The organism is Delftia sp. Lp-1 (assembly GCF_020523835.1).
Lineage (GTDB): Bacteria > Pseudomonadota > Gammaproteobacteria > Burkholderiales > Burkholderiaceae_C > Comamonas > Comamonas acidovorans.
The window spans coordinates 1,823,686-1,848,713 of record NZ_JAJALJ010000001.1; the positions used below are offsets into that span (position 1 = coordinate 1,823,686).

At 67.2% G+C, this 25,028-nt stretch carries 25 protein-coding genes; 18 read left to right on the forward strand and 7 right to left on the reverse strand.

Going from position 1 to position 25,028, the window contains the following annotated elements; genetic code table 11:
• Positions 1–18: 18 nt before the first annotated feature.
• Positions 19–765 (reverse strand): enolase, encoded by a 747-nt coding sequence (locus LGR64_RS08050; protein ID WP_230355207.1) that lies wholly within the window; start codon positions 763–765, stop codon positions 19–21.
• A complete protein-coding gene (locus LGR64_RS08055; protein WP_017407498.1) occupies positions 762–1,016 on the reverse strand; it encodes a DUF7661 family protein in 255 nt (84 codons plus the stop codon). The genes LGR64_RS08050 and LGR64_RS08055 overlap by 4 nt, the downstream gene beginning before the upstream one ends.
• Before the next feature lie 187 nt (positions 1,017–1,203).
• Between LGR64_RS08055 and LGR64_RS08060 the strand changes: the two genes are divergently transcribed.
• The 7 genes from LGR64_RS08060 (at position 1,204) to LGR64_RS08090 (ending at position 9,185) form a co-directional block, all read left to right on the forward strand.
• Positions 1,204–3,552, forward strand: coding sequence for a bifunctional salicylyl-CoA 5-hydroxylase/oxidoreductase (locus LGR64_RS08060; protein WP_230355208.1), 2,349 nt, complete (start codon positions 1,204–1,206; stop codon positions 3,550–3,552).
• Between the two features lie 204 nt (positions 3,553–3,756).
• Positions 3,757–4,560, forward strand: a complete 804-nt coding sequence (locus tag LGR64_RS08065) for an SDR family NAD(P)-dependent oxidoreductase (protein WP_230355209.1) — start codon at positions 3,757–3,759, stop codon at positions 4,558–4,560.
• Positions 4,561–4,602: 42 nt separating this feature from the next.
• Positions 4,603–5,460 carry an enoyl-CoA hydratase family protein gene (locus LGR64_RS08070; protein WP_097201990.1) on the forward strand — a complete coding sequence of 286 codons (858 nt, stop codon included), beginning with the start codon at positions 4,603–4,605 and terminating at the stop codon, positions 5,458–5,460.
• Positions 5,461–5,462: 2 nt separating this feature from the next.
• Positions 5,463–6,632, forward strand: a complete 1,170-nt coding sequence (locus LGR64_RS08075; RefSeq protein ID WP_230355210.1) for an acyl-CoA dehydrogenase family protein — start codon at positions 5,463–5,465, stop codon at positions 6,630–6,632.
• 41 nt (positions 6,633–6,673) lie between these two features.
• On the forward strand, positions 6,674–8,314 hold the full coding sequence (locus LGR64_RS08080; RefSeq protein WP_216294431.1) for an AMP-binding protein: 1,641 nt from the start codon (positions 6,674–6,676) through the stop codon (positions 8,312–8,314).
• 9 nt (positions 8,315–8,323) lie between these two features.
• Complete coding sequence (locus LGR64_RS08085) at positions 8,324–8,776, forward strand: acyl-CoA thioesterase (protein WP_013801801.1); 453 nt, start codon at positions 8,324–8,326, stop codon at positions 8,774–8,776.
• Between the two features lie 4 nt (positions 8,777–8,780).
• The gene (locus tag LGR64_RS08090; RefSeq protein WP_097201994.1) at positions 8,781–9,185 is read left to right on the forward strand and encodes a RidA family protein; all 405 of its coding nucleotides are present in this window, start codon (positions 8,781–8,783) and stop codon (positions 9,183–9,185) included.
• Positions 9,186–9,239: 54 nt separating this feature from the next.
• On the opposite strand, the gene LGR64_RS08095 is transcribed toward LGR64_RS08090, so the two are convergent.
• Both LGR64_RS08095 and LGR64_RS08100 read right to left on the reverse strand, forming a co-directional pair.
• Positions 9,240–9,518 (reverse strand): H-NS histone family protein, encoded by a 279-nt coding sequence (locus tag LGR64_RS08095; RefSeq protein ID WP_012206267.1) that lies wholly within the window; start codon positions 9,516–9,518, stop codon positions 9,240–9,242.
• Between the two features lie 241 nt (positions 9,519–9,759).
• Positions 9,760–10,152, reverse strand: coding sequence for a hypothetical protein (locus LGR64_RS08100; RefSeq protein WP_230355211.1), 393 nt, complete (start codon positions 10,150–10,152; stop codon positions 9,760–9,762).
• 134 nt (positions 10,153–10,286) lie between these two features.
• On the opposite strand from LGR64_RS08100, the gene LGR64_RS08105 reads away from it, so the two are divergent.
• The 6 genes from LGR64_RS08105 (at position 10,287) to LGR64_RS08130 (ending at position 17,380) form a co-directional block, all read left to right on the forward strand.
• Complete coding sequence (locus tag LGR64_RS08105) at positions 10,287–10,901, forward strand: TetR/AcrR family transcriptional regulator (RefSeq protein WP_012206266.1); 615 nt, start codon at positions 10,287–10,289, stop codon at positions 10,899–10,901.
• Between the two features lie 134 nt (positions 10,902–11,035).
• Positions 11,036–11,425: a DUF2946 family protein gene (locus tag LGR64_RS08110; protein ID WP_230355212.1), complete on the forward strand. Its 390-nt coding sequence runs from the start codon at positions 11,036–11,038 to the stop codon at positions 11,423–11,425.
• A 117-nt stretch (positions 11,426–11,542) separates the two neighbouring features.
• On the forward strand, positions 11,543–13,747 hold the full coding sequence (locus LGR64_RS08115; protein WP_230355213.1) for a TonB-dependent siderophore receptor: 2,205 nt from the start codon (positions 11,543–11,545) through the stop codon (positions 13,745–13,747).
• Between the two features lie 8 nt (positions 13,748–13,755).
• On the forward strand, positions 13,756–14,595 hold the full coding sequence (locus LGR64_RS08120; RefSeq protein ID WP_230355214.1) for an ABC transporter ATP-binding protein: 840 nt from the start codon (positions 13,756–13,758) through the stop codon (positions 14,593–14,595).
• Positions 14,592–16,019 carry an ABC transporter permease gene (locus tag LGR64_RS08125; RefSeq protein WP_230355215.1) on the forward strand — a complete coding sequence of 476 codons (1,428 nt, stop codon included), beginning with the start codon at positions 14,592–14,594 and terminating at the stop codon, positions 16,017–16,019. Before LGR64_RS08120 ends, LGR64_RS08125 begins: the two co-directional genes overlap by 4 nt.
• The gene (locus LGR64_RS08130) at positions 16,016–17,380 is read left to right on the forward strand and encodes a DUF3526 domain-containing protein (RefSeq protein WP_230355216.1); all 1,365 of its coding nucleotides are present in this window, start codon (positions 16,016–16,018) and stop codon (positions 17,378–17,380) included. The genes LGR64_RS08125 and LGR64_RS08130 overlap by 4 nt, the downstream gene beginning before the upstream one ends.
• A 114-nt stretch (positions 17,381–17,494) precedes the next feature.
• Here the strand turns inward: LGR64_RS08130 and LGR64_RS08135 are convergent, their stop codons facing one another.
• Positions 17,495–17,920: a Fur family transcriptional regulator gene (locus tag LGR64_RS08135; RefSeq protein ID WP_012206260.1), complete on the reverse strand. Its 426-nt coding sequence runs from the start codon at positions 17,918–17,920 to the stop codon at positions 17,495–17,497.
• A 681-nt stretch (positions 17,921–18,601) separates the two neighbouring features.
• Between LGR64_RS08135 and LGR64_RS08140 the strand changes: the two genes are divergently transcribed.
• Positions 18,602–19,027: a phage late control D family protein gene (locus LGR64_RS08140; protein ID WP_230355217.1), complete on the forward strand. Its 426-nt coding sequence runs from the start codon at positions 18,602–18,604 to the stop codon at positions 19,025–19,027.
• A 140-nt stretch (positions 19,028–19,167) separates the two neighbouring features.
• Here LGR64_RS08140 and LGR64_RS08145 read toward each other — a convergent pair whose 3' ends face one another.
• The gene (locus LGR64_RS08145; RefSeq protein WP_230355218.1) at positions 19,168–19,944 is read right to left on the reverse strand and encodes an SDR family oxidoreductase; all 777 of its coding nucleotides are present in this window, start codon (positions 19,942–19,944) and stop codon (positions 19,168–19,170) included.
• 150 nt (positions 19,945–20,094) lie between these two features.
• The gene (locus LGR64_RS08150; protein ID WP_230355219.1) at positions 20,095–20,982 is read right to left on the reverse strand and encodes a LysR family transcriptional regulator; all 888 of its coding nucleotides are present in this window, start codon (positions 20,980–20,982) and stop codon (positions 20,095–20,097) included.
• 121 nt (positions 20,983–21,103) lie between these two features.
• On the opposite strand from LGR64_RS08150, the gene LGR64_RS08155 reads away from it, so the two are divergent.
• The 4 genes from LGR64_RS08155 to LGR64_RS08170 all read left to right on the forward strand — a co-directional run bounded on the left by LGR64_RS08155 (position 21,104) and on the right by LGR64_RS08170 (position 24,976).
• Positions 21,104–21,967: an amidohydrolase family protein gene (locus LGR64_RS08155; RefSeq protein WP_230355220.1), complete on the forward strand. Its 864-nt coding sequence runs from the start codon at positions 21,104–21,106 to the stop codon at positions 21,965–21,967.
• On the forward strand, positions 21,964–22,965 hold the full coding sequence (locus LGR64_RS08160; protein WP_230355221.1) for a tripartite tricarboxylate transporter substrate binding protein: 1,002 nt from the start codon (positions 21,964–21,966) through the stop codon (positions 22,963–22,965). Before LGR64_RS08155 ends, LGR64_RS08160 begins: the two co-directional genes overlap by 4 nt.
• Positions 22,966–23,149: 184 nt before the next feature.
• Complete coding sequence (locus tag LGR64_RS08165) at positions 23,150–23,668, forward strand: hypothetical protein (RefSeq protein ID WP_034395652.1); 519 nt, start codon at positions 23,150–23,152, stop codon at positions 23,666–23,668.
• Between the two features lie 180 nt (positions 23,669–23,848).
• On the forward strand, positions 23,849–24,976 hold the full coding sequence (locus tag LGR64_RS08170) for a 4-oxalomesaconate tautomerase (protein ID WP_230355222.1): 1,128 nt from the start codon (positions 23,849–23,851) through the stop codon (positions 24,974–24,976).
• The last annotated feature ends 52 nt before the right edge of the window (positions 24,977–25,028 follow it).

Sequence of the window (25,028 nt, forward strand, 5' to 3'; positions counted from 1 at the left end):
CGGCGCTGCTCGGCCGGCTCAGGTCCAGTCGAACGTGAACAGCACCGTGCGGCTTTCCGGCTCGTAGAACAGCAGGATGCTGTCCGCGCCCGTGGCGCACCAGTTGTAGCCGGCCACGTTGGCCACGTGGAAGAAGGGCTTGCCGTCGCGGGTGATGCGGATGCCGTCGTCTTCCAGTTCATCGCCCATGCCGGCGTTTTCCGCTTCGTCCAGCTGGAAGGCCGGGGGAATGGGCGGGTGGCCGGTCCAGTTGCCGTACCAGATGCCGCCGCCCAGGCTGTCCAGGTAGTCGTGCTCCATGGGCTCGCCCTTGCCGTAGCGCGAGTAGCTGGCCAGGCGCCCATGCTCGGCGTAGTAGGCACTGGCCTTGGCGTGGCTGGCCAGCATTTCGTCAGTGTGCTCGCAGGCGAAGGCATCCTTGGTGAACTGGCCGCCATGCTGCGGCGCGCGCTGGAAGAAGCCTTCGTTGCCCAGGAAGCGGTAGCGGTTGTCGGGCGTCAGCTCCAGCGCAAACCAGTTGGGGGCGGTGAAGGCGTTGTGGTGGGCTTCGGTCTCATCGCCGATGCAGCCCTCGAAGGGCTCGACGGGGCACAGCATGTGGACCACGGTGCTGGCCAGTTCGGGCCGCACCAGGCCCAGGTCGATGGAGATCAGCGGCAGCAGGTGCTCGGCCAGCCAGGGCTGGTCGGCCACGAAGATGTCGGCGGCGGCGGGAAAGGGGCTGAGGCCCGGCTTCAGTTCGCGGACTTCGGTTTGCTGGGTCAAGAGGAACTCCTGGGTGAGGGGATGGTGGTGCCGGGGGTGATCTCGAAGATGTCCTGGTCCGATGCGGCCGCGCTCTCGTGGTAGATGTCGTAGAGGTACTGCGCCAGTTCGGCGTGGGTGACATCGCAGGGAATGGCCAGCAGGGCGGGCGCGCGCTTGCCGTCGGCGCCGACGTTGAAGCAGCGCCACTGGGCCTGCGCGCGTTCGATGGCGATGATGCGGCCGAAGACATTGAACCGGTATTTTTCCAAGGGAGATCCTCCTGGCGATCCGGCATCGTAGCGGCTGTCGAGGGGCTCATGCGTGTTCTCCCTAGGTTCGTGCCGGCGTTTCGTCTATATATTTCAAACCTAAACTATTCAGGCTTAAAGTTGTTGGGCCTGGATTCTGAACCTGGGGCGTCCTGTGCCGTCGCCCTGCGAGAAAAGGGTTTGCGGTATGAAGATCGTCTGTATCGGTGGAGGTCCCGCCGGCCTGTACTTCGGCCTGCTGATGAAACTGCAGGACCCCGCCAACGAGGTCACGGTGGTGGAGCGCAACCGGCCCTACGACACCTTTGGCTGGGGCGTGGTGTTCTCGGACGCCACCATGGACAACCTGCGCGAGGCCGACCCCGTGTCGGCCCGCACGATTGGTGACGCCTTCAACCACTGGGACGATATCGACATCCACTTCAAGGGCCGCAGCCTGCGCAGCAGCGGCCATGGCTTCATCGGCATAGGCCGCAAGAAGCTGCTCAACATCCTGCAGGCGCGCTGCGAGGACGTGGGCGTGAAGCTGGTGTTCGAGAACTTCGTGCAGGACGACCAGGCGATGGCGCGCGAGTACGACGCAGACCTGGTCATCGCCTCGGACGGCATCAACAGCCAGGTGCGCACGCGCTATGCCGATACCTTTCGGCCCGATATCGACCAGCGCCGCTGCCGCTTCGTGTGGCTGGGCACGACCAAGGTGTTCGATGCCTTCACCTTCGCCTTCGTGCAGACCGAGCACGGCTGGTTCCAGGCCCATGCCTACCGCTATGAAGACGGCATGTCCACCTTCATCGTGGAGACGCCCGAGGAGACCTGGCAGGCCGCCGGCATAGAGCAGATGAGCCAGGAAGAGGGCATTGCTTATTGCGAGAAGCTGTTCGCCCCCTGGCTGGACGGCCATGCCCTGGTCAGCAATGCCACGCACCTGCGCGGCTCGGCTATCTGGATCCGCTTTCCGCGCGTGATCTGCAATACCTGGGTGCACTGGAATGCGCTGGACACGCCGCGCGGCCCGCGCAGCGTGCCGGTGGTGCTGATGGGCGATGCGGCGCACACGGCGCATTTCTCGATTGGCTCGGGCACCAAGCTGGCGCTGGAGGATGCGATCGAGCTGGCGCGCAGCCTGCGGTCTGCGGGGGGCATCGAGGCCGGCCTGCGCCACTACGAGGAGGTGCGCAGCGTGGAGGTGCTCAAGATCCAGAACGCGGCGCGCAATTCCACGGAATGGTTCGAGAACGTGCAGCGCTATGCGGGCCTGGAGCCGGAGCAGTTCGCCTATTCGCTGCTGACGCGCTCGCAGCGCATCTCGCACGAGAACCTGCGCCTGCGCGATGCCGCCTGGCTGCAGGGCTTCGAGCGCTGGATTGCCGAGCATGCGGGCGAGACCGTGCCCGAAGGCCGCCGCCCGCCCATGCCCATGCTCACGCCCTACCAGGCGCGCGGCCTGCGGCTGAAGAACCGCATCGTGGTCTCGCCCATGGCCATGTATTCCTGCACCGACGGCGTGCCTGGCGACTTCCACCTGGTGCACCTGGGCGCGCGCGCCATGGGCGGCGCGGGCCTGGTGATGGTGGAGATGACCTGCACCTCGCCCGACGCGCGCATCACGCCCGGCTGCCCCGGGCTGTGGAACGACGAGCAGGCGCAGGCCTTTGGGCGCATTGTCGATTTCGTGCACGCGCAGGGCGGGGCGCACATTGGCGTGCAGCTGGGGCATGCGGGGCGCAAGGGATCCACCCAGCTGGGCTGGCAAAAGATCGACCATCCGCTGGAGCAGGGCAACTGGCCGCTGCTGTCGGCATCGGCCCTGCCCTATATCGAGGGACTCTCGCAAGTGCCCGCCGCCATGACCCGCGCCGACATGGACCGTGTGCGCGAGGACTTCGTGGCCGCCACGCGGCGCGCTGCGGCAGCGGGCTTTGACTGGCTGGAGCTGCACTGCGCCCACGGCTATCTGCTGTCCAGCTTCATCTCGCCGCTGACCAACCGGCGCGATGACGAATATGGCGGCAGCCTGGACAACCGCCTGCGCTTTCCGCTGGAGGTGTTCGAGGCGGTGCGCGCAGCCTGGCCGCAGGACCGGCCCATGTCGGTGCGCATCTCGGCCCATGACTGGGTGGAGGGCGGCATCACGCCCGACGATGCGGTGGAGATCGCGCGCCGCTTCAAGGCGGCGGGCGCCGACATGATCGATTGCTCCTCGGGCCAGGTCAGCCCCGACCAGAAGCCGGTGTACGGCCGCATGTACCAGACGCCGTTTGCTGACCGTGTCCGCAACGAGGCCGGCATACCGACCATTGCGGTGGGCGCCATCTTCGAGGCCGACCATGCCAACGCCATCATCGCTTCGGGCCGGGCCGACCTGTGCGCGCTGGCGCGTCCGCACCTGGCCGATGCCGCCTGGACGCTGCGCGAGGCTGCGAGACTCGGTGCGCAGGATGTGGATTGGCCGAACCAGTACCAGCCCGGCAAGCGCCAGTTGGAAACCAACTTCGAACGCGCCGCCACCATGGCGCAGTTGGACGCGAAATGAAACTACACCCCCTGAGTCGCTTCGCGCCTTCCCCCGTGTGCACGGCGCCCTCTCTCGCTTCGCGGGAGGGGGGCATACGGGCCACCGGCGACACCGTCGGTGCGGGGCGGCGCGGCCGGCCCAGGCCCTTCCTCGGCGTCCCTCGCTGTGTGGCGCGCCGGTTTCATAGGTTGCGGGTGGCTCGCATCGCCACGGGTGATTGAAATGACCATATCTTTGAATCTTCTTGAAGGGCGCCATGCCCTGGTGACGGGCGGGGCGCGCGGCATAGGCCTGGCCTGTGCGCGGGCGCTGCTGGCGCGCGGCGCGCGGGTCACGCTGCTGGGACGCGATGGTGCGGCGCTGGAGGCTGCCGTACGCGAGCTGGGCGGCACGGCACCGGCAGCACAGATGGTGCACTCCGTGCAGGCGGATATTGCCGACGAGGACTCGGTGCGCCAGGCCTTCGCGCAGGCCGAGGCGGCCTTCGGCCCCGTGCAGGTGCTGGTCAACAACGCGGGCCAGGCCAGCAGCCAGAAGTTCGAGCGCACCGATGCCGCACTGTGGCAGGCGATGCTGGCCGTCAACCTCACAGGCACCTTCCACTGCATGCAGGCCGCGCTGCCGGGCATGCTGGCTGCGCGCTGGGGCCGCATCATCAATGTGGCCAGCACGGCAGGGCTGATCGGCTATGCCTATGTCAGCGCCTATTGCGCGGCCAAGCATGGCGTGATCGGCCTCACGCGCTCGCTGGCGCTGGAGACCGCAGGCAAGGGCGTGACGGTGAACGCCGTCTGCCCCGGCTATACCGAGACCGACATCGTGCGCGGCGCCGTGGCCAACATCGTGGACAAGACCGGCATGACGGCGGATGAGGCCCGCGCCAGGCTGGCCGAACGCAACCCGCAGGGCCGCCTGGTCCAGCCCGAGGAAGTGGCCGAGACCGTGGCCTGGCTGGCCCTGCCGGCGTCCGCCTCGGTCAACGGCCAGTCCATTGCCGTCGACGGCGGCGAGGTGATGACCGGCTGAACCCGGTCCACTCCCGTTTTCTGAATTCTTGATGGAGACACCATGAGCACCCAGCCCGAAGAACACAGCATGAAGCACCACAAGCGGCCCCTGGCCGGCTACGAGGCCAGGACCTTTGTGTGGCAGGTATCGGCCGACGGCAAGATCGGCACCATCACCCTGAACCGGCCCGAGCGCAAGAACCCGCTGACCTTCGGCTCCTACGCCGAGCTACGCGACCTGTTCCGCGCCCTGGTCTATGCCACCGACATCAAGGCCGTGGTGGTCACGGGCGCGGGCGGCAATTTCTGCTCGGGCGGCGATGTGCACGAGATCATCGGCCCGCTCACCAAGATGAGCATGCCCGAGCTGCTGGACTTCACGCGCATGACGGGCGATCTGATCAAGGCCATGCGCGCCTGCCCGCAGCCCATCGTGGCGGCGGTGGACGGTATCTGCGCGGGCGCGGGCGCCATGGTCGCGCTGGCGGCCGACATGCGCCTGGGCACGCCCGCGGCGCGCACGGCGTTTCTCTTCACCCGCGTGGGCCTGGCCGGTGCCGACATGGGCGCCTGCACGCTGCTGCCGCGCATGATCGGTCAGGGCCGCGCCTCCGAGCTGCTGTACACGGGCCGCGCCATGACGGCCGAGGAGGGCGCTGCCTGGGGCTTCTTCAATGCCTTGCACGACGCCGAACAGATCGGCGAAGCCGCCCATGCGCTGGCCGCCCAGCTGGCCGCCGGCCCCACCTTTGCCCATGGCGTGACCAAGAAGCTGCTGCACCAGGAATGGAACATGGGCGTGGACGAGGCCATCGAGGCCGAAGCCGAGGCCCAGGCCATCTGCATGCAGACGCGCGACTTCCACCGCGCCTACGAGGCCTTCGTGGCCAAGCAAAAGCCCGTCTTCGAAGGAAACTGAAAATGCGTGATTCCTCCTGGCTGGACTGGCCCTTCTTCGACGACGCCCACCGCACGCTGGCGCATGAGGCCGACGCCTGGTGCGCCCAATCCCTGGGCGAAGTGGACCACCACGATGCCGATGCGGCCTGCCGCCAACTGGTGAAGGCCCTGGGCCAGGCCGGCTGGCTGCGCTATGCCGTGCCGTCCGGCCCCGGCGGCGCCTGGGGCGGGGCCTTGCCCGAGGTGGACTCGCGTGCGGTCTGCATCCTGCGCGAGACCCTGGCCCGCCATGAAGGTCTGGCCGACTTCGCCTTTGCCATGCAGGGCCTGGGCAGCGGTGCGATATCGCTCATGGGGTCGGATGCGCTGCGCCAGCGCTACCTGCCGCGCGTGGCGCGCGGCGAGGCCATTGCGGCCTTTGCGCTGTCCGAGCCCGATGCCGGCTCCGACGTGGCTGCCATGGCCTGCGAGGCGCGGCTCGAAGGCGACCACTATGTGCTCAATGGCGCCAAGACCTGGATCTCCAACGGCGGCATTGCCGACTTCTACTGCGTGTTCGCCCGCACGGGCGAGGCACCGGGCGCGCGAGGCATCAGCGCCTTCGTGGTCGATGCGGACACGCCGGGCTTTTCGATCGGCGAGCGCATCGAACTGATCGCGCCGCACCCGCTGGCCACCATCCGCTTCGACAACTGCCGCATACCCGTGTCGCAGCGCCTGGGCGAGCCGGGGCAGGGCTTCAAGCTGGCCATGATGACGCTGGACATCTTCCGCGCCTCGGTGGCCGCCGCCGCACTGGGCTTTGCGCGCCGCGCGCTGGATGAAGGCCTGGCACGCGCCAAGTCGCGCCGCATGTTCGGCCAGACCCTGGGCGACCTTCAGCTGACCCAGGCGGCGCTGGGCGACATGGACACGGCCATCGACGCATCGGCCCTGCTGACCTACCGCGCCGCCTGGATGCGCGATGTGAAGAAGACGCGCACCACGCGCGAGGCGGCCATGGCCAAGATGACGGCCACTGAATCGGCCCAGGCCGTGATCGACCGCGCGCTGCAGATGTTCGGCGGGGCGGGCGTGGTCTCGGGCATGCCGGTGGAGATGCTGTACCGCGAGATCCGCGCGCTGCGCATCTACGAGGGCGCGACCGAGGTGCAGAAACTCATCATCGCGCGCGAGCTGCTCAAGGCCTGAGCGGCAGGCTGCCCATTCAACGCAAAGCCAGGGAACATCGCATGCAAGCCTCCGCCCACATCGATACTTTCGCCCGGGACAATCTGCCGCCGCCCGACCAATGGCCCGAGTTCCTGCTCGACGGACCGGACGTGGCCTATCCCGAACGCCTGAACTGCGCGGCCGAACTGGTCGATGCCATGGTGGCGCGCGGCCAGGGCGGCCGTGTGGCCCTGCGCTGGAGGCAGGGCGCGGACCAGGCCGCCATGACCTATGCCGAACTGCAGGCGCTGACCAACCGCATCGCCCATGTGCTGGTGGAAGACCTGCAGCTGGTGCCCGGCAACCGGCTGCTGCTGCGCGGCCCCAACAACGCCATGATGGCCGCGTCCTGGCTGGCCGCCATCAAGGCCGGGCTGGTGACGGTGCCCACCATGCCGCTGCTGCGTGCCAAGGAGCTGCAGCAGATCATCGCCAAGGCCCAGGTGCAGGCCGTGCTGTGCGATGTGCGCCTCAAGGACGAAGTGCAGCTGTGCCTGCAGCCCGGCCATGAACACCATTGCCCGGACCTTTCGCGCGTGCTGTATTTCAACGACGGCGCAGCCGATGCGCTGGACGCCCTGGCCGCAGCCAAGCCCGACACCTTCGCCTGCTGCGATACATCGGCAGACGATGTCTGCCTGATCGCCTTCACCAGCGGCACCACGGGCGCGCCCAAGGGCTGCATGCATTTCCACCGCGACGTGCTGGCCATGTGCGACCTGTTCCCGCGCCATGTGATCCGGCCGGGCCCGGACGACATCTTCTGCGGCACGCCGCCGCTGGCCTTCACCTTTGGCCTGGGCGGGCTGCTGTGCTTTCCGCTGCGCGTGGGCGCCAGCACCGTGCTGGCCGAAAAGCTCACGCCCGAGGGCCTGCTGCAGCTGGTGCAGGATTTCCGCGCCACCATCGTCTTCACCGCGCCCACCTTCTACCGGCAGATGGCGGCGCAGGCAGCGCGCTTCGATCTGTCGTCGCTCAGGAAAAGCGTGTCGGCGGGCGAGGCCCTGCCGGACGCCACGCGCCAGCTGTGGAAGCAGGCCACGGGCATCGAGATGATCGACGGCATCGGCGGCACCGAGCTCATCCACGTCTTCGTGTCCAGCCCGCCCGAGGAGGTGCGCGCGGGCGCCATCGGCAAGGTCGTGCCCGGCTACGTGGCCCAGGTGGTGGACGACGACATGCAGCCCGTGCCCGACGGCACGCCCGGCCGCCTGGCCATCAAGGGGCCGACCGGCTGCCGGTATCTTGCCGACGAGCGCCAGAAGCGCTTTGTGCAAAACGGCTGGAACCTGCCCGGCGACACCTTTGTGCGCGACGCCGACGGCTATCTGTTCTATCAGGCGCGCAATGACGACATGATCATCTCGGCCGGCTACAACATCGCCGGCCCCGAGGTGGAGGATGCGCTGCTGCGCCACGAGGCCGTGGCCGAATGCGGCGTGATCGGCGCGGCAGACGACGAGCGCGGCCAGGTGGTCAAGGCCTTTGTGGTGCTCAAGCCCGGCTTTGCGGCCGGCGACGACATGGCCGCCACACTGCAGGCCTTCGTCAAGGCCAGCATTGCGCCCTACAAGTACCCGCGCGCCATTGTCTTCGTGCCGGCCCTGCCGCGCACCGAGACCGGCAAGCTGCAGCGATTCGTGCTGCGCAAGATGCCGTGAGCGCGCGCCATGGCCTCCGCCTTCGTCAGCCAGGTGCAGGTGCTGTTTCGCCATTGCGATCCGGCCGGCATCGTCTTTTACCCGCGCTATTTCGAGATGGTCAACGACCTGGTCGAGGAATGGTTCGACAGGGGAATGGGCCTGCCCTTTCACACCCTGCATGTACAGCGCCAGGTGGGCACGCCCACGGTGTCGGTGCAATGCGATTTCACGGCGCCCAGCCGCTGGCACGACACGCTGCGCCAGGTATTGGAGGTGCGCCGCATCGGCGGGGCATCGTTCCAGTTCGATGTGCGTTTCGAAGGGCCGGACGGCCAACGCCGGCTGTCTGCGCGCATGACGATCGTCACCATGGATTTGCGCAGCATGAAGGCCACGCCACTGCCGGCCGATCTGCGCGAGCGCCTGCAGGCCTATCTGGTGCCGCAGGACGGTTTTATGGATTCAACGAGAACAGGATGAAGCAATGAAGACTCTGCAACCCCCGGACTGGCTGGCGCCCCGAGGCTATGCCAATGGCATCCTTGCCGAGATGACGGTCGGCTCCCGGCTGGTGTTCGTCGGCGGCCAGATTGGCTGGAACGGCCAGCAGCAATTCGAGTCGGACGACTTTGCGGAACAGGTGCGGCAGGCGCTGGCCAATATCGTCGCCATCCTCGCCGAAGGCGGCGCCAGGCCCGAACACATCGTGCGCATGACCTGGTATGTGACCGACAAGCAGGAATACGTGGCGGCCTATCCGGCCATTGGAAAGCACTACCGCGAACTGATCGGGCGGCATTTCCCGGCCATGACGGCGGTGGAGGTGGCGGATCTGGTGGAAGACCGGGCCAAGGTGGAGATCGAGGTCACGGCGGTGGTGCCTGCATGACGCTCATCCGCGCATGTGCGCCGCCGTGCGGGCGGGCCCATGCGCGGCAGGGACTCACTTGATTTCGAACAGGGTGCGGTCCTTGCCCAGGATCCAGTTCGGCGGCTTGCCGCGGCCGGTCCAGGTCTTGCCGGACTCGGGGTCCTGGTATTTGGCGGGAGCGCTCTTTTTGCCATCGGGCTTCCAGGGGAAGACCTGTTGTGCCGTGAAGCCGAACTCACGGACCAGCTCCTGCACTGATGCCAGGGCCGCTTTGGACTCCAGCTTGCGGGCATCGTCGATTTGCTGGTCGAGCAATTTTTTCTGGGCAATCAGCTCTTGGTATGTAGTCATCTTGATGGAAGAATTTCTAAGTGCGGCTATTTGTGTGAAAACTGCGCAGCAAGAGCCTGGACCCAGGACTCTTTGCAGAATGGTCAATCCTGGTGCATGTGCAGTGGGGATGAAGAACTCACCGTAAGTATAAATACTGATGATGTTGGCGCTCTATAGAGGGTAGGGCCCTTCTTCTCATGCCTGGGCATATTCCAAGGCGATCCGCATTATATCCAGGGCAATCTGGATAACCGGCACTTTACAAAAGCTGTTGTGCCGTTGTTACATTTGCAGAGCACTGTGGTTGGCGCTTCCTCCTCTGGAGACGACGTGCTGTCATGACTTTTTCAGGGGAGTGCGCAGCGTTGGCCGCGAAAGTTCCGCCTTGGGTATGGAAAACAATCAACATTTGCATTTTATCAATCAAATCATAAAAGAGATTTATAAAATATATTACATGTGATTTGATCGAGTTATTCAATGCATTGATTGATGCCTGTGGTTTCATTTGAATAATCGATTTGCAGGATAGGTTTTTTTTATTGTTAAAGACCGCTTGTTCGAATGGTGAATGGCGGCGCCTTCTGTCGATACAGGACAAGCGCATCGGCTTCCCGATTGCCGGAGCCATTGCAGCCTGCAGTTGTTTCAAGGGTGATTCTTGAATCGGATTTCGCGGCCCGGCCATGCGGCAGTCGGCGGGCGGAAGGCACCGAACGCTTGATTGGCGCGCTACCAACAGCCTGTTAGGATCGCCGCACTACAACGATCCACCACCTGGCAGACATGGCAAGAAGGCAGACCAGCGCCCACGACGGCAACGAGACCCGCGAGACCCTTCTCAAGCTGGCCGCCCGTACCTTCGGTGAGCAGGGCTACTCTGCCACCACCATGCGCAACATTGCCGAGCAGTCCGGGATCGAGGCCGCCAGCATCTACTACCACTTCGCCTCCAAGGAGGAACTGGTGGACGAGGTCATGGAGCAGGGCGGCAACCGCATCATCAGCCAGCAGCAGGAGCGCCTTGCCGCCCTGGGCGCCGACGCCACGGCCGAGCAGCGCTTTCGCGCAGCCGTGCTGGGCCAGATGGCGGGGCTGGTAAAGCATGGCGACTTCGCCCTGGCCCACGGCCGGCTGCTGGGCCAACTGCCCGACAAGGTGCGCGAGCGCCAGATCAAGCGCCGCGAGCGCCACCAGAAATTCTGGAGCGGCCTGCTGGAAGACCTGCGTGCCGAAGGCCGCCTGCGGGCCGACGCCGACATCCACCTGGCACGCATCATGATCCTGGGCAGCATCAACTCCATACAGTCCTGGTTCAACCCCCGCAAGGGCTCGCTGGAGAAGGTGGCAGACCAGATCTGCGACATGTTCTTCCGGGGCGTGGGACCGGCAGATAAATAGGCGCAAGGCTGAAAATCGCCAATCGGCCTGTCACATGCCGGTGGCATATTCCCGCGCTGCTGTCCCGGCCCTGTGCAGAAAATGGCGGCGGGTTGTTAATGATATTTAACTGTCAATAGTAAGATCGCCGTCCTATGCGTCTGCTTGTTTTGCGCCTGCTATTGCTGGCCGTGTTCTTCAACACGGCCATTGGCATGCCCCTGCACGGCGCAACGCATATCCGGCAGGCGGTGGCCGGGCCTGCCCAGGCTTTTGCAGGCCTCAACGGCTGCGAAGATGATGCGCTGGCCGGCCAGGCCGGCCAACGCGGCCAGGCTGGCGAAAAGGCTGAAGTCGTCGAAGCCGCCGAAGCCGTCTGCGCATGGTGCATGGGCCATGCACCGCATGCGGCGGCCTGGCTGCCGCACTTCGGCCTGCCGCTGGCCGTGGCCGCGCCGCCTGAGAGGGTGCCGCCGCGCACTGTGGGCGGCGCCATCCCCTCGCAGAACCGCTGGGCCTTTGCATCGCGCGACCCGCCGCGCTGAACCCGCAAGCACTTTTTTCCTTCTCTGCCGCCAGCGCCCATTGGTGCCGGCGGCATGTCCGTGTTTGCGCGCGCCGGCTGTGGATGCCGGCGGCATGCGCCTGTGCCCGTTTTCACCATGACTGCCTTCTTCTTCCCCGCGAAGCCGCTTCCCCGCCTTCGCCCGCTGCCGCTTGCCCTGAGCGCTGCCGCCTTCCTGTCCACGCCTGCGCTGGCCCAAGGTCAGGATCCGTCCTCCGGCCCCGGCCCCGCTGCCGCCGCTTCCGCTTCCGCGCAGGAGCAGGCGCTGCTGCCTGCCGTGGAAGTCGTGGGCCGAACGGCCTCGGGCGCCTATCACACCGACGAGGCGGCCGGTGCCAAGACCGACCTGCCGCTGCGCGAGCTGCCGCAGTCGGTGCGCGTGATCACGCGCCAGGCCATGGACGACCTGGGCGCCACCAAGCTTGACGACGTGCTGGACTACGTGGGCGGCGTCTCGCGCCAGAACAACTTTGGCGGGCTGTGGGACAACATCGTCATCCGCGGTCTGCCCGGCGACCAGAACGTGGGCATGGCCACCCTGTTCAACGGTTTTTCCTCGGGGCGCGGCTTCAATGCGCCACGTGACCTGGCCGGCGTGGAGCGCATCGAGTTCCTCAAGGGCACGGCCGCTGCGCTCTACGGCAGCAGCGAGCCTGGCGGCACGCTGAACGTGGTCTCCAAGCGCCCACTGTGGACGCCTTCGCATTCCGTGGAAGCCTATGCAGGCAGCTACGGCCTGCGGCGTGGCGCGCTGGACACCACGGGACCGGTGGGCGAGAACTTTGCCTACCGGCTCAACATCGCCGTGGAGGACCGCGACAGCTTCCGTGACTTCGTAGGCGCCAGCCGTCAGGTGATCGCACCGGCCTTCACCTGGAAGCTGGGGCGCGATACGGTGCTGGAGTACTCGGGCGAGCTGCTGCGCCACAAGACGCCGCTGGACCGCGGCGTGGTGGCCGTGGGCGACCGGCTGGGCGCCATCTCGCGCAGCCGCTTCCTGGGCGAGCCGGGCGACGGCGATGTGACGGTGGAAAACCGCACCCACCAGTTCATCCTCTCGCATGAGTGGAACGCGCAGTGGCGCAGCCGCCTGGGCCTGTCCTATCGCGAGACCTCGATCAACGGCTTTTCCACCGAGCCGCACGCGCTGCTGGCCAATGGCGACCTCACGCGCCAGCGGCGCTTTCGCGACTACCAGTCCGACGACATCGCCGTGCAGGCGGAACTGCAGGGCACCGTGCGCACGGGCGCCATCGAGCACGAACTGCTGCTGGGCCTGGAGAGCTTTCGCTTCGAGATGGACACGCTGATGCTGCGCGCCAACCCGACGGCGGCCAATCCCTACGCCATCAACATCTACAACCCCATCTACGGCGGTGCGCGCCCCGTGCCCACGGCCAATACCGACACCTTCGAGCGGCAGCGCAACACGGCGTTCTACCTGCAGGACGCCATCAAGCTCTCGCCCCAATGGCGTGTGGTGGCCGGCCTGCGCATGGACCGCTACGACCAGTCGCTGCACAACCGCCGCACGGGGGCGACCACGCAGCAGGACCCGACCTCGACCTCTCCGCGCCTGGGCCTGAGCTGGCTGCCGGTGCCGCAATGGACCTTCTATGCCAACGCGGGCCGCTCGTTCCGGCCCAACGTGGGCATCGATGTGGCCGGTGCGGGCTTCAGCCCAGAATCCGGCCGTTCGATGGAGCTGGGCGCCAAGTGGGAAAGCGCCGACCAGCGCATGGGTGCCACGGCTGCGCTGTTCGACATCCGCAAGCGCAATGTGCTGACGGCCGACCCGGGCAACGCCGGCTACTCGGTCTCGGCCGGCGAGATCCGCAGCCGGGGCCTGGAGTTCGACTTCGCCGGCCAGGTCACGCAGCGCTGGCGCCTGAATGCGAGCCTGGTGCTCAACGATGTGGAGATCTCGCGCGACAACACGCTGGAGGTGGGCGGGCGCCTGCTCAACGTGCCCAAGGTCAACGGCAGCGTGCTGGCCGTCTATGAAAACGCCTTCTCCAACGGCCAGCGCTATGGCATCGGCGGCGGCATCACCCACATGGGCAAGCGCCTGGGCCAGGCCCGCACGCAGGCCGAGGCCAATGCCGGCAAGGCCGCCTTCGAGTTGCCCAGCTACACCACGGCCAAGCTGGTTGCCTACTGGCGCATCAGCCCCACGCTGCGCCTGACGCTGGACGTGGACAACCTCTTTGACAAGACCTACTACACCAGCTCGTACAGCCGGCTGTGGGTGACGCCGGGCACGGCCCGCACCGTCACCGTAGGCCTTCAAGCAAAGTTCTGAGCCCCGCCATGCATTCATCCCTTCCTGTTTCTTCCAACCCCACTTCTGCCTCCACGCCCGTGCTCCAAGCGCTGGGCGCCGTGGTGGACTATGGCGAGCGCACCATCCTCCAGGGTCTGGACCTGGCCGTGCATGCGGGCGAGATCTATGCGCTGCTGGGCGCCAACGGCGCGGGCAAGACCACCACGCTGAGCCTGCTGCTGGGCTTTGTGCGGCCGCGCAGCGGACAGGTGCGCGTGCAGGGCGTGGACCCGGTGACGGCGCCTGCGCAGGCGCGTGCCCTGATCGCCTATATCCCCGAGAACGTGGCGCTGTACGAGCACCTGAGTGCGCGCGAGAACGTGGCCTACCTGCTGGAGCTGGCGGGCCAGCCGGCCACGGCCGGCGCCATCGGCCAGGCGCTGTCTGCCGCAGGGCTGGACGCCGCCGCGCACGACCGGCGCGTCTCCGGCTTTTCCAAGGGCATGCGCCAGAAAGTGGCGATTGCGCTGGCGCTGGCGCGCAGGGTGCCGGCGCTGCTGCTGGACGAACCCACCTCGGGCCTGGACCCACAGGCCACGGCCGAGTTCAGCCGGCTGCTCATGCAGTTGCGCGGCCAGGGTGTGGCCATTCTCATGGTCACGCACGACCTGCTGGGGGCCGCCGACGTGGCCGACCGCATGGGCTTCATCGCAGGCGGGCGCCTGGTCGAGGAAGTGGCGGCCAGCGGCGAGGAGCGCTTCGATGTGCGCGCACTGCACCGCCACTATGCAGGGGTGGGTACGCACACGGGCACGGACACGGACGCGCACACGCACACGCACACGCACACGCACATTGAAGCCGACACGCAGGGAGCGGCTGCATGAGCGCGGCCTGGACCATTGCGCGCGAGGAATGGCGCCTGCTGCTGCGCGACCGCGTGGCCGTGCTGGGGATGGCGCTGTGGCTGCTGCTCAGCGCCGCTGCCGCCTTCACCGCCTGGGACCAGCGCAGCGCGGCCCAGGCCCAGCGCGAGCGCCACCAGTCCCAGGTGGACAGCGAGTTCGAAGCCCAGCCCGACCGCCATCCGCACCGCATGGTGCATTACGGCCACTTCGTGTTCCGCCCGCTCAATCCGCTGGCGGCCTTTGATGCGGGCATCGACGCCTACACCGGCCACACGCTGTTTCTGGAGGGCCACCGCCAGAACAGCGCCAACTTCGGCGATGTGCGCCAGTCCTCGCTGCTGCTGCGGTTCGGCCAGCTCACGCCGGCCTTTGTGCTGCAGGTGCTGGCGCCGCTACTGCTGATTTTCATGGGCCATGCCTGCATTGCACGCGAGCGCGAGGCCGGCACCCTGCGCGTGCTGCTGGCCCAGGGCGTGGGCACGCGGCAGTTCGTGGCCGGCAAGCTGCTGGCGCTGGCGGGCGTGGCGGCCCTGGTGCTGCTGCCGGCCCTGCTGGCCCTGGCCTGGATGGCCGTGGCCACGCCGGTGCCCATCAGCCTGGTGGCCACGCTGGCGGCAGGCCATGTGCTGTGGCTGATGCTTTGGGCGGTGGGCATCGTCGCTGTCTCGGCCTTCATGCGGCGCGGGCGCGATGCCTTGCTGGCCCTGCTGGCGGCCTGGGCCATCGCCGTGGTGCTGCTGCCCCGTCTGGTGCCTGAGCTGGTGGGATCTGCCCTGGCGCTGCCCACGCGCTTCGAGACCGACATCGCCACCGCGCGCGAGCTGGCGGCGCTGGGCGACAGCCACAATCCCGACGATCCCTATTTCGCCGCTTTCCGCGCCAGGGTGCTGGCGCAGTACGGTGTCTCGCGCGTCGAGGATCTGCCCGTCAACTACAAGGGCCTGGTCGGCATGGAAGGCGAGCGGCTGACCAGTGAACTCTTCAGGCGCCATGCCGAGGCCAGCTTCGATCTGCAGGCCGAGCAACTGCGCCGGGCTGACGCATTTGCCCTGATCAGCCCTGTGATCGCGCTGCGCCGCCTGTCCATGGCCGTGGCCGGGACCGACCTGCAAGGCTACCGACGCTTTCTGGAGCAGGCCGAGCAGCATCGCTACCGCATGGTGCAGGCCCTCAACCGCCTGCAGGTGGACAAGCTCAGCTATGCGGGCGACCGATCGAGCCGCGACAACCGCATCGGCCACGAGCACTGGCGCGGCGTCTCCGATTTCCACCATGAGCCCGATCCACCGCCGGCGGCCCTGCGTCGCGCGGCGCCTGCCGCCTATGTGCTGCTGGCATGGCTGGCTGCACTGGTAGTGGCCTTGCTGCTGGCCACGCAACGGCTGGGGAGGGTGGCGCGATGAGCTGGCTCCTGCATGAATGGCGTCTTCTGACGCGCTCGCGCCTGGCGCTGTGTGCCCTGGCCTTGCTGTTGCTGCTGTCCACGCTGGCCGTGCTGTCTGGCCTGCGCGAGATCGCCTCGCAACGCCTGACACTGGACCGCCTTGCGCAACTGCAGCAGCAGGACATGGCGGCCCAGGCAAGCCGGCATGCCCAGTCCGGCGACGCAGGCTCGGTGGCCTATTACGGCTTTCACGCCACATGGGATGCGCCATCGTCCACGGCCTTTCTTGCCCTGGGCCTGCGCGATGCCGCGCCCTATGTGCTGCGCGTGCGCGCCCTGGCGTTGCAGGCACAGCTGCATGAAGGCGAAAGCTTCAACCCGGAGCTGGCGCTGGCGGGCCGCTTCGACTTCGCCTTTGTGCTGGTCTACCTGGTGCCGCTGTTCCTGATCGCGCTGCTCTACGACCTGGTCTCGGGCGAGCGCGAATCGGGCCGCCTGGGCATGCTGCAGGCCATGCCTGGCACCGGGCGGCGGCTGTGGCTGCGCCGTGCGGGACTGCGTTCCGTGCTGGTGCTGGCCTGCGTGGCGCTGCCTGCCCTGGCAGGCGCACTGGCCGGCGGGGCAGCGGCGGGCGCCCTTGCCACGGTGCTGCTGTCCGCCACGGCCTATGTGGTTTTCTGGAGCGGCCTGTGCCTGGTGGTTGCCGCGCTGGGCGGCAGCTCGGTCGCCAATGCCATGGCCCTCATGGGCTGCTGGGCCGTGCTGACCCTGGTGCTGCCCACGCTGGCCAATGCCGCGCTGTCGCGTGCCATCCCCGTGAGCCAGGGCGTGGAGCTGATGCTGGCCCAGCGCCAGACCGTGCATGGCGCCTGGGACCAGCCGCGCGAGCAGACCATGGAGCGCTTTTTCCGCAACCACCCCGAATGGCGCGACACCGCGCCGCTGCCTGCGGGCTTTCACTGGAAGTGGTACTACGCCTTCCAGCAGCTCGGCGACGAAAGTGTCGCATCCCAGTTCGCCGCCTACCGCGCCGGCCTGCAGGCACGCCAGGCCTGGACCGGGCGCCTGGGCTGGCTGCTGCCCGGCGTGGGCGTGCAGGCTGCGCTGCACCGCCAGGCCGGCACCGACCTGCTGGCGCAACTGGCCTATCAGGACGACATCACCGCCTTTCACGCGCGCCTGCGCGCCTTCCTCTATCCCTATCTGTTTGAGGACCGCACATTCGGTGCGCAGGATTTTGCAGCCCAGCCCGTCTTCACGGCCAGCCCGCGGCCTGCGCGGCAGGCCTGGGGGCAGACGGCAATGCTGTGGTTGGTGGCTGCGCTGGCCTTGCTGACCGGCGGTGTTGCCGCAGGCCGCGTGCGGCCGGGCAGGCGCTGAGGCCAAGGGCGGGTGAAAAAGGAAACAGCCATGGTTCAGGCAGGGCCTGCACCATGGCTGTCATCTTCTTGGATCCGTGGGCCCGAGGCTGAGCCTGAGGCGGGCGACTCCCTGTTATTGCACGTTCTGGTGGCAGTCGCTGCAGACGCCGTACAGCGTCATCTCATGGCGCTCCACCACAAAGCCTTCGGGGGCGATGCGCTGCATGTCGCCCGGACAGCCGGGCACGTTGAACACGCGGTTGCAGCTCATGCAGCGGAAATGGTGGTGGTGGGCGCGGCCGCTGAGTTCGTAGCGCGTGGCCTCGCCGGGCAGGTCCACGGCCTGCACTTCGCCCGCTTCCATCAGCTGCTTGATGTTGCGGTACACCGTGGCCAGCCCGATGGCTGGCACCTCGCGCTGCGCTGCTCCGAGGATCTCGGCCGGAAGCAGGGGGCGTCCAGCCTCTTCCATGACCGTGCGTATCGAACTGCGTTGACGGGTCGAGCGTTCCATAGGCCTGAACAAGCGCTCCACGATGGGCTGAGTGTGTCTAGTCATGGTGGTTCCGTTATTTACTATAACAATCTCGACGCGATTAATCAGTGCTCACGAGCGCTCACAGCTGAAATTTACACTGTGTTTACCTGCGGGTCCGACAAGCATGGAGATGCAGTGTGTGCAATGGATCTCTGCCCCAAGGAGAAGAAATCCCATTTGACAGACATCAGACGCTCCATTCTTGCCAGTTTTCGCGAGTATATGTGGTGAGCATTCGATGGACCTTATGCGCTGGTTAAATGTCATAGCCGTCAACAATGCTGTAATGGGATGTAATTGATCTATTGATTGAAGAGTGCTTGAAATGAGAATGAGTGTGGTGCTTACCGTCAGGGCTGCAAGAGGTGGTGCTGGCCCAAGGTGAGATGCAATTACTTACATGGACAGTGTATTGCCAATACGGGTAGATTGCCTCAATGCGCTTCGTTTGTCCATGATCCGTTTCCTTGAAAGGGGAAAGGAGGCCGCCCCGGAACTGCCACCCAGGGTGGTTTGCACAATGACATGCCGAGTCGCGATCCACAGGCCATTGGGCGATGAAGTGGATTTTCGCGAATTGCGTGGCCGGAAAAAAATCAGCTGGCCTTTCAGCCTCGATTGGGAAATGCTCAGCGAAAGCATCTTCGCCAAGGCCCTGTTGGGTAAAGCACCACCATAGAAATACAAATCCAGGGCGGCGCAATGCGCTACATCGACGGCATCGTCACCCGTTTGGGCATGCAGGGCCAGGTCCACCGCGGCTACGCCTGCAAGGCCCGCCTGAGCCCCTGGCTGTGGCTGGCCAAGCGCAGGAGCGACTTTCGCATCCTCCAGAACCAGACCGTGCCCGACATCATCGAGCAGGTATTGGGCGTCTATGGCCATCCGCTGCGAAAGAAACTCACGCGCGGCTATCGCAGCGGGGACTGCTGCGCTCAATTCAACGAAAGCGATTGCGACCTTGTCCCGCGGTGGATGCAGCACGAAGGCATCTACTTCTTCTTCTTCTTCTTCGAGCATGCCTCGCACAGCGCATTGCCCGGGGATGAATCTATTCCTTTCTATCCTCCTGAAAAGGCCGGCGCAGGCGATCCGCAAAACATCCACGCCCGGCAGCTGGAGCAGTAAATCAAGCCGGGCCGCCATTGCAGCGACGGCCCTGAAGTTGCACGGGCAGGCATGGCCAGGACGTACCGGTAAGCCGCATGGGACAGATGCGGTCCAGGCGCTGCGGCCCCTGGCCTGGGCATGCCGGCCAGGGGTCTCGTTCAAGTCCGGTTGATGGACACGCCACCATCGACCACCATGGCTGTCCCCGTGATGAAGCTGGATGCGTCCGACGCCAGAAACAGCGCCGCCGCCGCGATTTCTGCGGGCGTGGCGAGGCGCTTGAGCGCGTGCAGGTTTTCAACGAAGGCGCGCGCCTCGGGCGTGGGGGTGCTGGCGCGGCCCATGGGAGTGTCGGTGCCCCCGGGCAGCAGGGCGTTGGCGCGCAGGCCGCGGGGGCCGTATTCGGTGGCGATGACCTGGGTGAGGCCGACGAGGCCGGCCTTGCTGGCGGCATAGGCGCCCATGCCGGGCAGGCCCGCCGTATGGCCCACGAAGGTGGAGGTGAAGATCAGCGATCCGCCGCCGCGTGCCAGCAGGGCCGGTATCTGGTGCTTGGCGCCCAGAAAGGCACTGGTGAGGTTGGTGGCGATGGCGTCCTGCCAGGCCTGCAGCGACAGGTCGGGCAGGGCACAGGGATCGCCGGTCATGCCGGCATTGTTGAAGGCGATGTCCAGGCCGCCAAAGCGCGCCGTGGCGGTCTCGACCAGGGCCTGTGCCAGCGGCTCGTCCCGCACGTCGCCGGCCAGCGCGATGGCTTGGCCGCCGTTGTGCTCGATCTCCGCCACCAGCGTCTGCAGTTCCGGCTGACGGCGGGCCGTGAGGACCAGCCTGGCGCCGTGGCGGGCAAACAGCCTGGCGGCTTCGCGGCCTATGCCTGAGCTGGCGCCCGTGATGAGGGCGACTTTTCCGTGGAGTTGCTGTGGCGATGGCTGCATCTCGCACCTTTTCTTTCCGTGAATGAGGGAAAGCGGTTTGTAGTGCGGCGCAGGCGGGCGTGCATCCCGCTTCTTGCACTGGCGCCGGGCCGCGCTCGGTGGTGCCGGGCAGTGCCGGGCTGCACATGGTCGCAGCGGGCTAGGAAGAGCTCAGTCTTCGCCCAGATCCAGGTGCGCGAACAGGTCGGCCAGCGTGGGCGTGGAGCGTGCGGGCCAGATGGCGCTGAGGTCCAGGCTGGGCAGGGCCTGGCCGTCACGCACCTCGCAAAAGCGCACGCCGCGAAAGTCCATGGAGCGTATCCAGCTGGGCAGAAGAGCCACGCCGCAGCCACCGGCCACGCAGGCCAGCACGGTGAGGGTGCGGTTGGCTTCCTGCGCCACATGGGCCTCGTGCCCGGCCTTGCGCAGCGCGTCGAGGATGCCGGCATGCAGCACGGGCAATTGCGCCTGCGGGTACATCACCAGCCCGGCCTCGGCGATCTGGGCCAGGCTGACCCGGCCGTCCTCGCCGATCTGGAATTCATCGGGCACGGCGGCCACCAGGCGCTCGCGCAGCAGCTGGCGCTCGCGCATGCGCCCGCCCACGGCCACGGGCGTGTGCATGAGGCCGATGTCGATGGCGCCGGTCTGCAGGGCCTCGGCCTGCTCGGCATTGCTCATCTCGCGCAGGATGACGCGCACGCCGGGCGCCTGCTGCCGCAACGCGCGCAGGGCGCGGGGCAGGGTGCCGAAAAGCGCCGAGGACACCAGGCCCACGGTCAACTGGCCCGCACTGCCCTTGGCGATCTCGCGCGCGCGGCTGGCGGCTGCGTCAATGCGGGCCACGCTGGTGCGCACATCGTCCAGCATGGCCAGGGCGGCCGGGGTGGGCAGGGCGCCCTGGCGTGAGCGCTGGAACAGCTGCACGCCCAGGTCTTTTTCCATGCGGGCCAGGGTCTGGCTCAGGGCCGGCTGTGCAATGCCCAGCCAGTCGGCTGCGCGGCTGACGCTGCCCTGGTCCACCACCGCGAGAAAGTAGCGCAGATGCCGGGTTTCCATATTGATCCGGTATGAATAAATCCATTTTGAAGAATGGAAATATATACCCACCGTTCCTAGAATCCGGCCCCATGCCCCCGCGCCGCGTCTTGCGTGGCGCAACCCACAAGGAGTTCTGCCCGTGTCTGCCGTGCCCCGGTTCGCCATTGCGTCCAGCGTCGATACCCACGCCCATGTCTTCGAGCGTGGCCTGCCCATGCCGGATGCGCGCCGCTACGCGCCCGAAGAGGACGCGCTCCTGGGCACCTATCTGCACCACCTGGACACGCACGGCCTGGCCCATGGCGTGCTGGTGCAGCCCAGCTTTCTGGGCACGGACAACAGCTACCTGCTCCAGGCGCTGCGCGCCCAGCCTCAGCGCCTGCGCGGCGTGGCCGTGGTGGATGAGAGCACGGGCGATGAACAACTGCAGGCCCTGGCCGATGCCGGCGTGGTGGGCATGCGCCTGAACCTGATCGGCCTGCCTTTGCCCGATCTGAATGCGCCCGGTTGGCGCCGCGTGCTGGAGCATGCCAATACCCTGGGCTGGCATGTGGAGCTGCACCTGCAGGCCGAGCGCCTGCCGGACCTGCTGCCCGCCTTGCTGGCGGCCGACTGCCGCGTGGTGGTTGACCACTTCGGGCGTCCTGACCCGGCCCTGGGCGTGCGCGACCCGGGCTTTGGCTATCTGCTGCAGCAGGCCGACAGCGGCCGTGTGTGGGTCAAGCTGTCCGCGCCCTACCGCATCTGGCAGGCCGCCGGCTGCGCCGCCTCGGGCCGGCAGGCCACCGCGCAATTGCTGCAGGCCTTCACGGCCGGGCGGTTGCTCTGGGGCAGCGACTGGCCGCACACGCAGCACGCCGGCCAGGCCAGCTATCCGGCGGCCGTGCGCTGGCTGCAGGACTGGCTGGACGATGCCGGCCCCCTGCAGGCCGTGCTGGGCCGCACCGCCTTCGAACTGTTCCGATTCCAAAACGACATGCCAAACCAAGGAGACACACCATGAATTCCCTGTCCAGACGCACCGCCAGCCTGTGGGCGGCAGCAGGCCTGCTTTCGGCCGTTGCCGGCATGGCCGCGCCGGCCGCAGCGGCTGCAGCGGCCAACTACCCCGAGCGCCCCGTCACCCTGGTCGTGACCTATCCGCCGGGCGGCACCGTCGATGTGGTGGCGCGCCTGATCGGCCCCAGGCTGTCTGCCGAGCTGGGCCAGCCCGTGGTGATCGAGAACCGGGGCGGGGCAGGCGGCATGATCGGCGGTGCCCAGGTGGCCAAGGCCCAGCCCGACGGCTACACGCTGATGCTCGATGCCTCCAACCACGCGCAGAACCCCGCCATCCACGCGCGCATGCAGTTCGACACGCTCAAGGCCTTCGCGCCGGTCTCGCTGCTGCTGCGCGTGCCCAATGTGCTGGTGGTTGCTCCTTCGTCGCCCATCAAGAGCGTGCAGGACCTGATCCAGGCCGGCCGCTCCGAAGGGGGCGGGCATCTGTACTTTGCGTCCGCAGGCCCGGGCTCGGCCCAGCACCTGGCGGGCGAGCTGTTCAACCTGCTGGCCAGGACGCAGCTGCACCATGTGGCCTACAAGGGCGGCGGCCCGGCCATGATGGATGTGATGTCGGGCCAGGTGCCGCTGATGTTTGCCAGCATGGGCTCGGCCTGGCAGCACGTGAAGACCGGCAAGCTGCGCGCGGTGGCCGTGGGCGGGCTGGAGCGCTCCAAGGCCGCGCCCGAGCTGCCGACCATTGCCGAGTCGGGCGTGCCCGGCTACGAGACCTATGAATGGAACGCCATCTTTGCGCCGGCCGGCACGCCGCCCGCCATCGTGAACCGGCTGTCCACGGTGCTGGCCAAGGTGCTGCGCGAGCCTGCCATCGTGGAGCGGCTCGCTGGCATAGGCGCCGAGCCCATAGGCTCCTCGCCGGCCGAACTGGAGACATTCCGCCGCGCCGAGATCGCCAAATGGCAGAAGGTGGTGAAGGATTCCCGGCTCAAGCTGGACTGAGCGCGTGCAGGCCAGAAAGCGGACCATTGCGGTCTGCTGTGCACCGCAGGCAGCCCTGGCGCGTTGAACAGGAACGGGCGCTGGCCTGAACGGGTTCTTACACCTTTTCAGGCGCAGCGGCCCACGCGGCCCCGCGCGCTTGGTAGAAACGGGGCCTTTCCTGTTTCACCCACTTCAAAAGAACATGGCCCTGCTCACCTTGCGAACCACCTTGCGCGCCGCGGCCGCCTTTGCGCTGGCCTGCTCGGCCCTTGCGGCCCAGGCGCAGACCTACATCAGCGGCTCGGTCTCGGGCCAGCTGGCACCGGGCGTCTACGGCACCGTGGACATCGGCAACGCGCCGCCGCCAGCGCTGCTGTACCAGCGCCCCGTGATCATTGCGCCGGCCCCCATGGCTCCGCCGCCTGTCTACATGTGGGTGCCCCCGGGCCACGCCAAGCACTGGGGCAAGCACTGCGCCCGCTACGGTGCCTGCGGCCGCCCGGTGTACTTCCTGCGCAACCCGCCGCCGCACTGGCATGCCGGGCCGCCGCGTCCCGATCCGCGCTGGCGCGAGGAGCGCCGCCACCGCGAATGGGAACACCGCCGCGATGACCGCCGCTGGGACCGTGACGACCGCCACGATCGCCATGGCGGGCGTGGTGATGACCACCGTGGCCCCGGGCATGGCCATGATCGCGGCCGGGGCCATGGCCGCGATTGAGCGGCACCGCACAAAAATAAGTTGTATCAAGCAGTTGCGGCGCACGGGCGCCGCAACCCGCAGCGCAAGCCTGGCACTGAGCTATGCCGGTTTGCTATAGCTGCTAGCGGGCTTGCTCAGTGGTGCCTGGCCCGCGCCATGCTCACAATAGCTGTCATACCCATACTGATAGAGACAGCCATGCAAACGGCCATTCCCTGCCTGCTGATGCGGGGCGGTACTTCCAAGGGCCCCTTCTTCCGGGCCACCGATCTTCCCTCCGACCTGCCCACGCGTGACCGCGTGCTGCTTGCGGCCATGGGCTCGCCCGACAAGCGGCAGATCGACGGCGTGGGTGGCGCGCATCCGCTGACCAGCAAGGTCGGCATCGTCAGCCTCTCCGACAAGGAAGGCATCGACCTCGAATTCCTCTTCGCCCAGCTGCAGCCCGACAAGGACACGGTGGACACCACGCCCAACTGCGGCAACATGCTGGCCGGCGTGGTTCCCTTTGCGCTGGAGACCGGCATGGTCTCCTCGCGCGGCGAGACCAGCACCTTCCGCGTGCTGACGCTGAACACCGGCATGGCGGCCGACATCACCGTGCAGACGCCCGGCGGCCAGGTGGAGTACGAAGGCTCGGCCCGCATCGACGGCGCGCCGGGCAGCTCGGCACCCATCGAAATCAGCTTTCTGGACACGGCCGGCTCGGTCTGCTCGGGCCTGCTGCCCACGGGCAAGCCCCGGGACACGGTCACGGTGACGGGCGAGGGTTTCGAAGACTTCACGCTTGACGTCACCTGCATAGACAACGGCATGCCGCTGGTGATCTTCAAGGCCGCCGACGTGGGCGCCACCGGCCTGGAGACCGTGGCCGAGCTCAACGCCGACACCGATCTCAAGCGCCGCATCGAGGCGCTGCGCCTGCAGATCTCCCGGACCATGGGCCTGGGCGATGTCTCGGCCAAGAACTACCCCAAGATGACGCTGATCGCGCCGCCCCAGCATGGCGGCGCGCTGACCACGCGCAGCTTCATCCCCCACGTCTGCCATGACGCCATCGGCGTGCTGGCAGCCGTCACCGTGGGCACGGCCGTGAAGATGCCGGGCACCGTGTGCGACGGCGTGGCGCAGCTCACGCAGGGCGCGGGCCCGCTCACGGTGTCGGTGGAGCATCCCACGGGCGAATTCAGCGTGACGCTGGACAGCGATCCGGCCCACCCCGAGGTGGTGACCAAGGCTGCCTTGCTGCGCACGGCGCGCCTGCTGATGCGCGGCGAAGTGATGGTGCCGCGCTCGGCCTGGGACGGCCGCAGGCAGGAACGGTAAGAACGGACAGTGCGGGGGCCGGGCCCCCGCGGTTCCAGGGGACGGGCCGCGC

Coding starts and splice junctions, on each gene's coding strand:
- LGR64_RS08060 (WP_230355208.1), top strand. CDS start 1,204: ATGAAGATCGTCTGTATCGGTGGAGGTCCCGCCGGCCTGTACTTCGGC.
- LGR64_RS08065 (WP_230355209.1), top strand. CDS start 3,757: ATGACCATATCTTTGAATCTTCTTGAAGGGCGCCATGCCCTGGTGACG.
- LGR64_RS08070 (WP_097201990.1), top strand. CDS start 4,603: ATGAGCACCCAGCCCGAAGAACACAGCATGAAGCACCACAAGCGGCCC.
- LGR64_RS08075 (WP_230355210.1), top strand. CDS start 5,463: ATGCGTGATTCCTCCTGGCTGGACTGGCCCTTCTTCGACGACGCCCAC.
- LGR64_RS08080 (WP_216294431.1), top strand. CDS start 6,674: ATGCAAGCCTCCGCCCACATCGATACTTTCGCCCGGGACAATCTGCCG.
- LGR64_RS08085 (WP_013801801.1), top strand. CDS start 8,324: ATGGCCTCCGCCTTCGTCAGCCAGGTGCAGGTGCTGTTTCGCCATTGC.
- LGR64_RS08090 (WP_097201994.1), top strand. CDS start 8,781: ATGAAGACTCTGCAACCCCCGGACTGGCTGGCGCCCCGAGGCTATGCC.
- LGR64_RS08095 (WP_012206267.1), bottom strand. CDS start 9,518: ATGACTACATACCAAGAGCTGATTGCCCAGAAAAAATTGCTCGACCAG.
- LGR64_RS08105 (WP_012206266.1), top strand. CDS start 10,287: ATGGCAAGAAGGCAGACCAGCGCCCACGACGGCAACGAGACCCGCGAG.
- LGR64_RS08110 (WP_230355212.1), top strand. CDS start 11,036: ATGCGTCTGCTTGTTTTGCGCCTGCTATTGCTGGCCGTGTTCTTCAAC.
- LGR64_RS08115 (WP_230355213.1), top strand. CDS start 11,543: ATGACTGCCTTCTTCTTCCCCGCGAAGCCGCTTCCCCGCCTTCGCCCG.
- LGR64_RS08120 (WP_230355214.1), top strand. CDS start 13,756: ATGCATTCATCCCTTCCTGTTTCTTCCAACCCCACTTCTGCCTCCACG.
- LGR64_RS08125 (WP_230355215.1), top strand. CDS start 14,592: ATGAGCGCGGCCTGGACCATTGCGCGCGAGGAATGGCGCCTGCTGCTG.
- LGR64_RS08130 (WP_230355216.1), top strand. CDS start 16,016: ATGAGCTGGCTCCTGCATGAATGGCGTCTTCTGACGCGCTCGCGCCTG.
- LGR64_RS08135 (WP_012206260.1), bottom strand. CDS start 17,920: ATGACTAGACACACTCAGCCCATCGTGGAGCGCTTGTTCAGGCCTATG.
- LGR64_RS08140 (WP_230355217.1), top strand. CDS start 18,602: ATGCGCTACATCGACGGCATCGTCACCCGTTTGGGCATGCAGGGCCAG.
- LGR64_RS08145 (WP_230355218.1), bottom strand. CDS start 19,944: ATGCAGCCATCGCCACAGCAACTCCACGGAAAAGTCGCCCTCATCACG.
- LGR64_RS08150 (WP_230355219.1), bottom strand. CDS start 20,982: ATGGAAACCCGGCATCTGCGCTACTTTCTCGCGGTGGTGGACCAGGGC.
- LGR64_RS08160 (WP_230355221.1), top strand. CDS start 21,964: ATGAATTCCCTGTCCAGACGCACCGCCAGCCTGTGGGCGGCAGCAGGC.
- LGR64_RS08165 (WP_034395652.1), top strand. CDS start 23,150: ATGGCCCTGCTCACCTTGCGAACCACCTTGCGCGCCGCGGCCGCCTTT.
- LGR64_RS08170 (WP_230355222.1), top strand. CDS start 23,849: ATGCAAACGGCCATTCCCTGCCTGCTGATGCGGGGCGGTACTTCCAAG.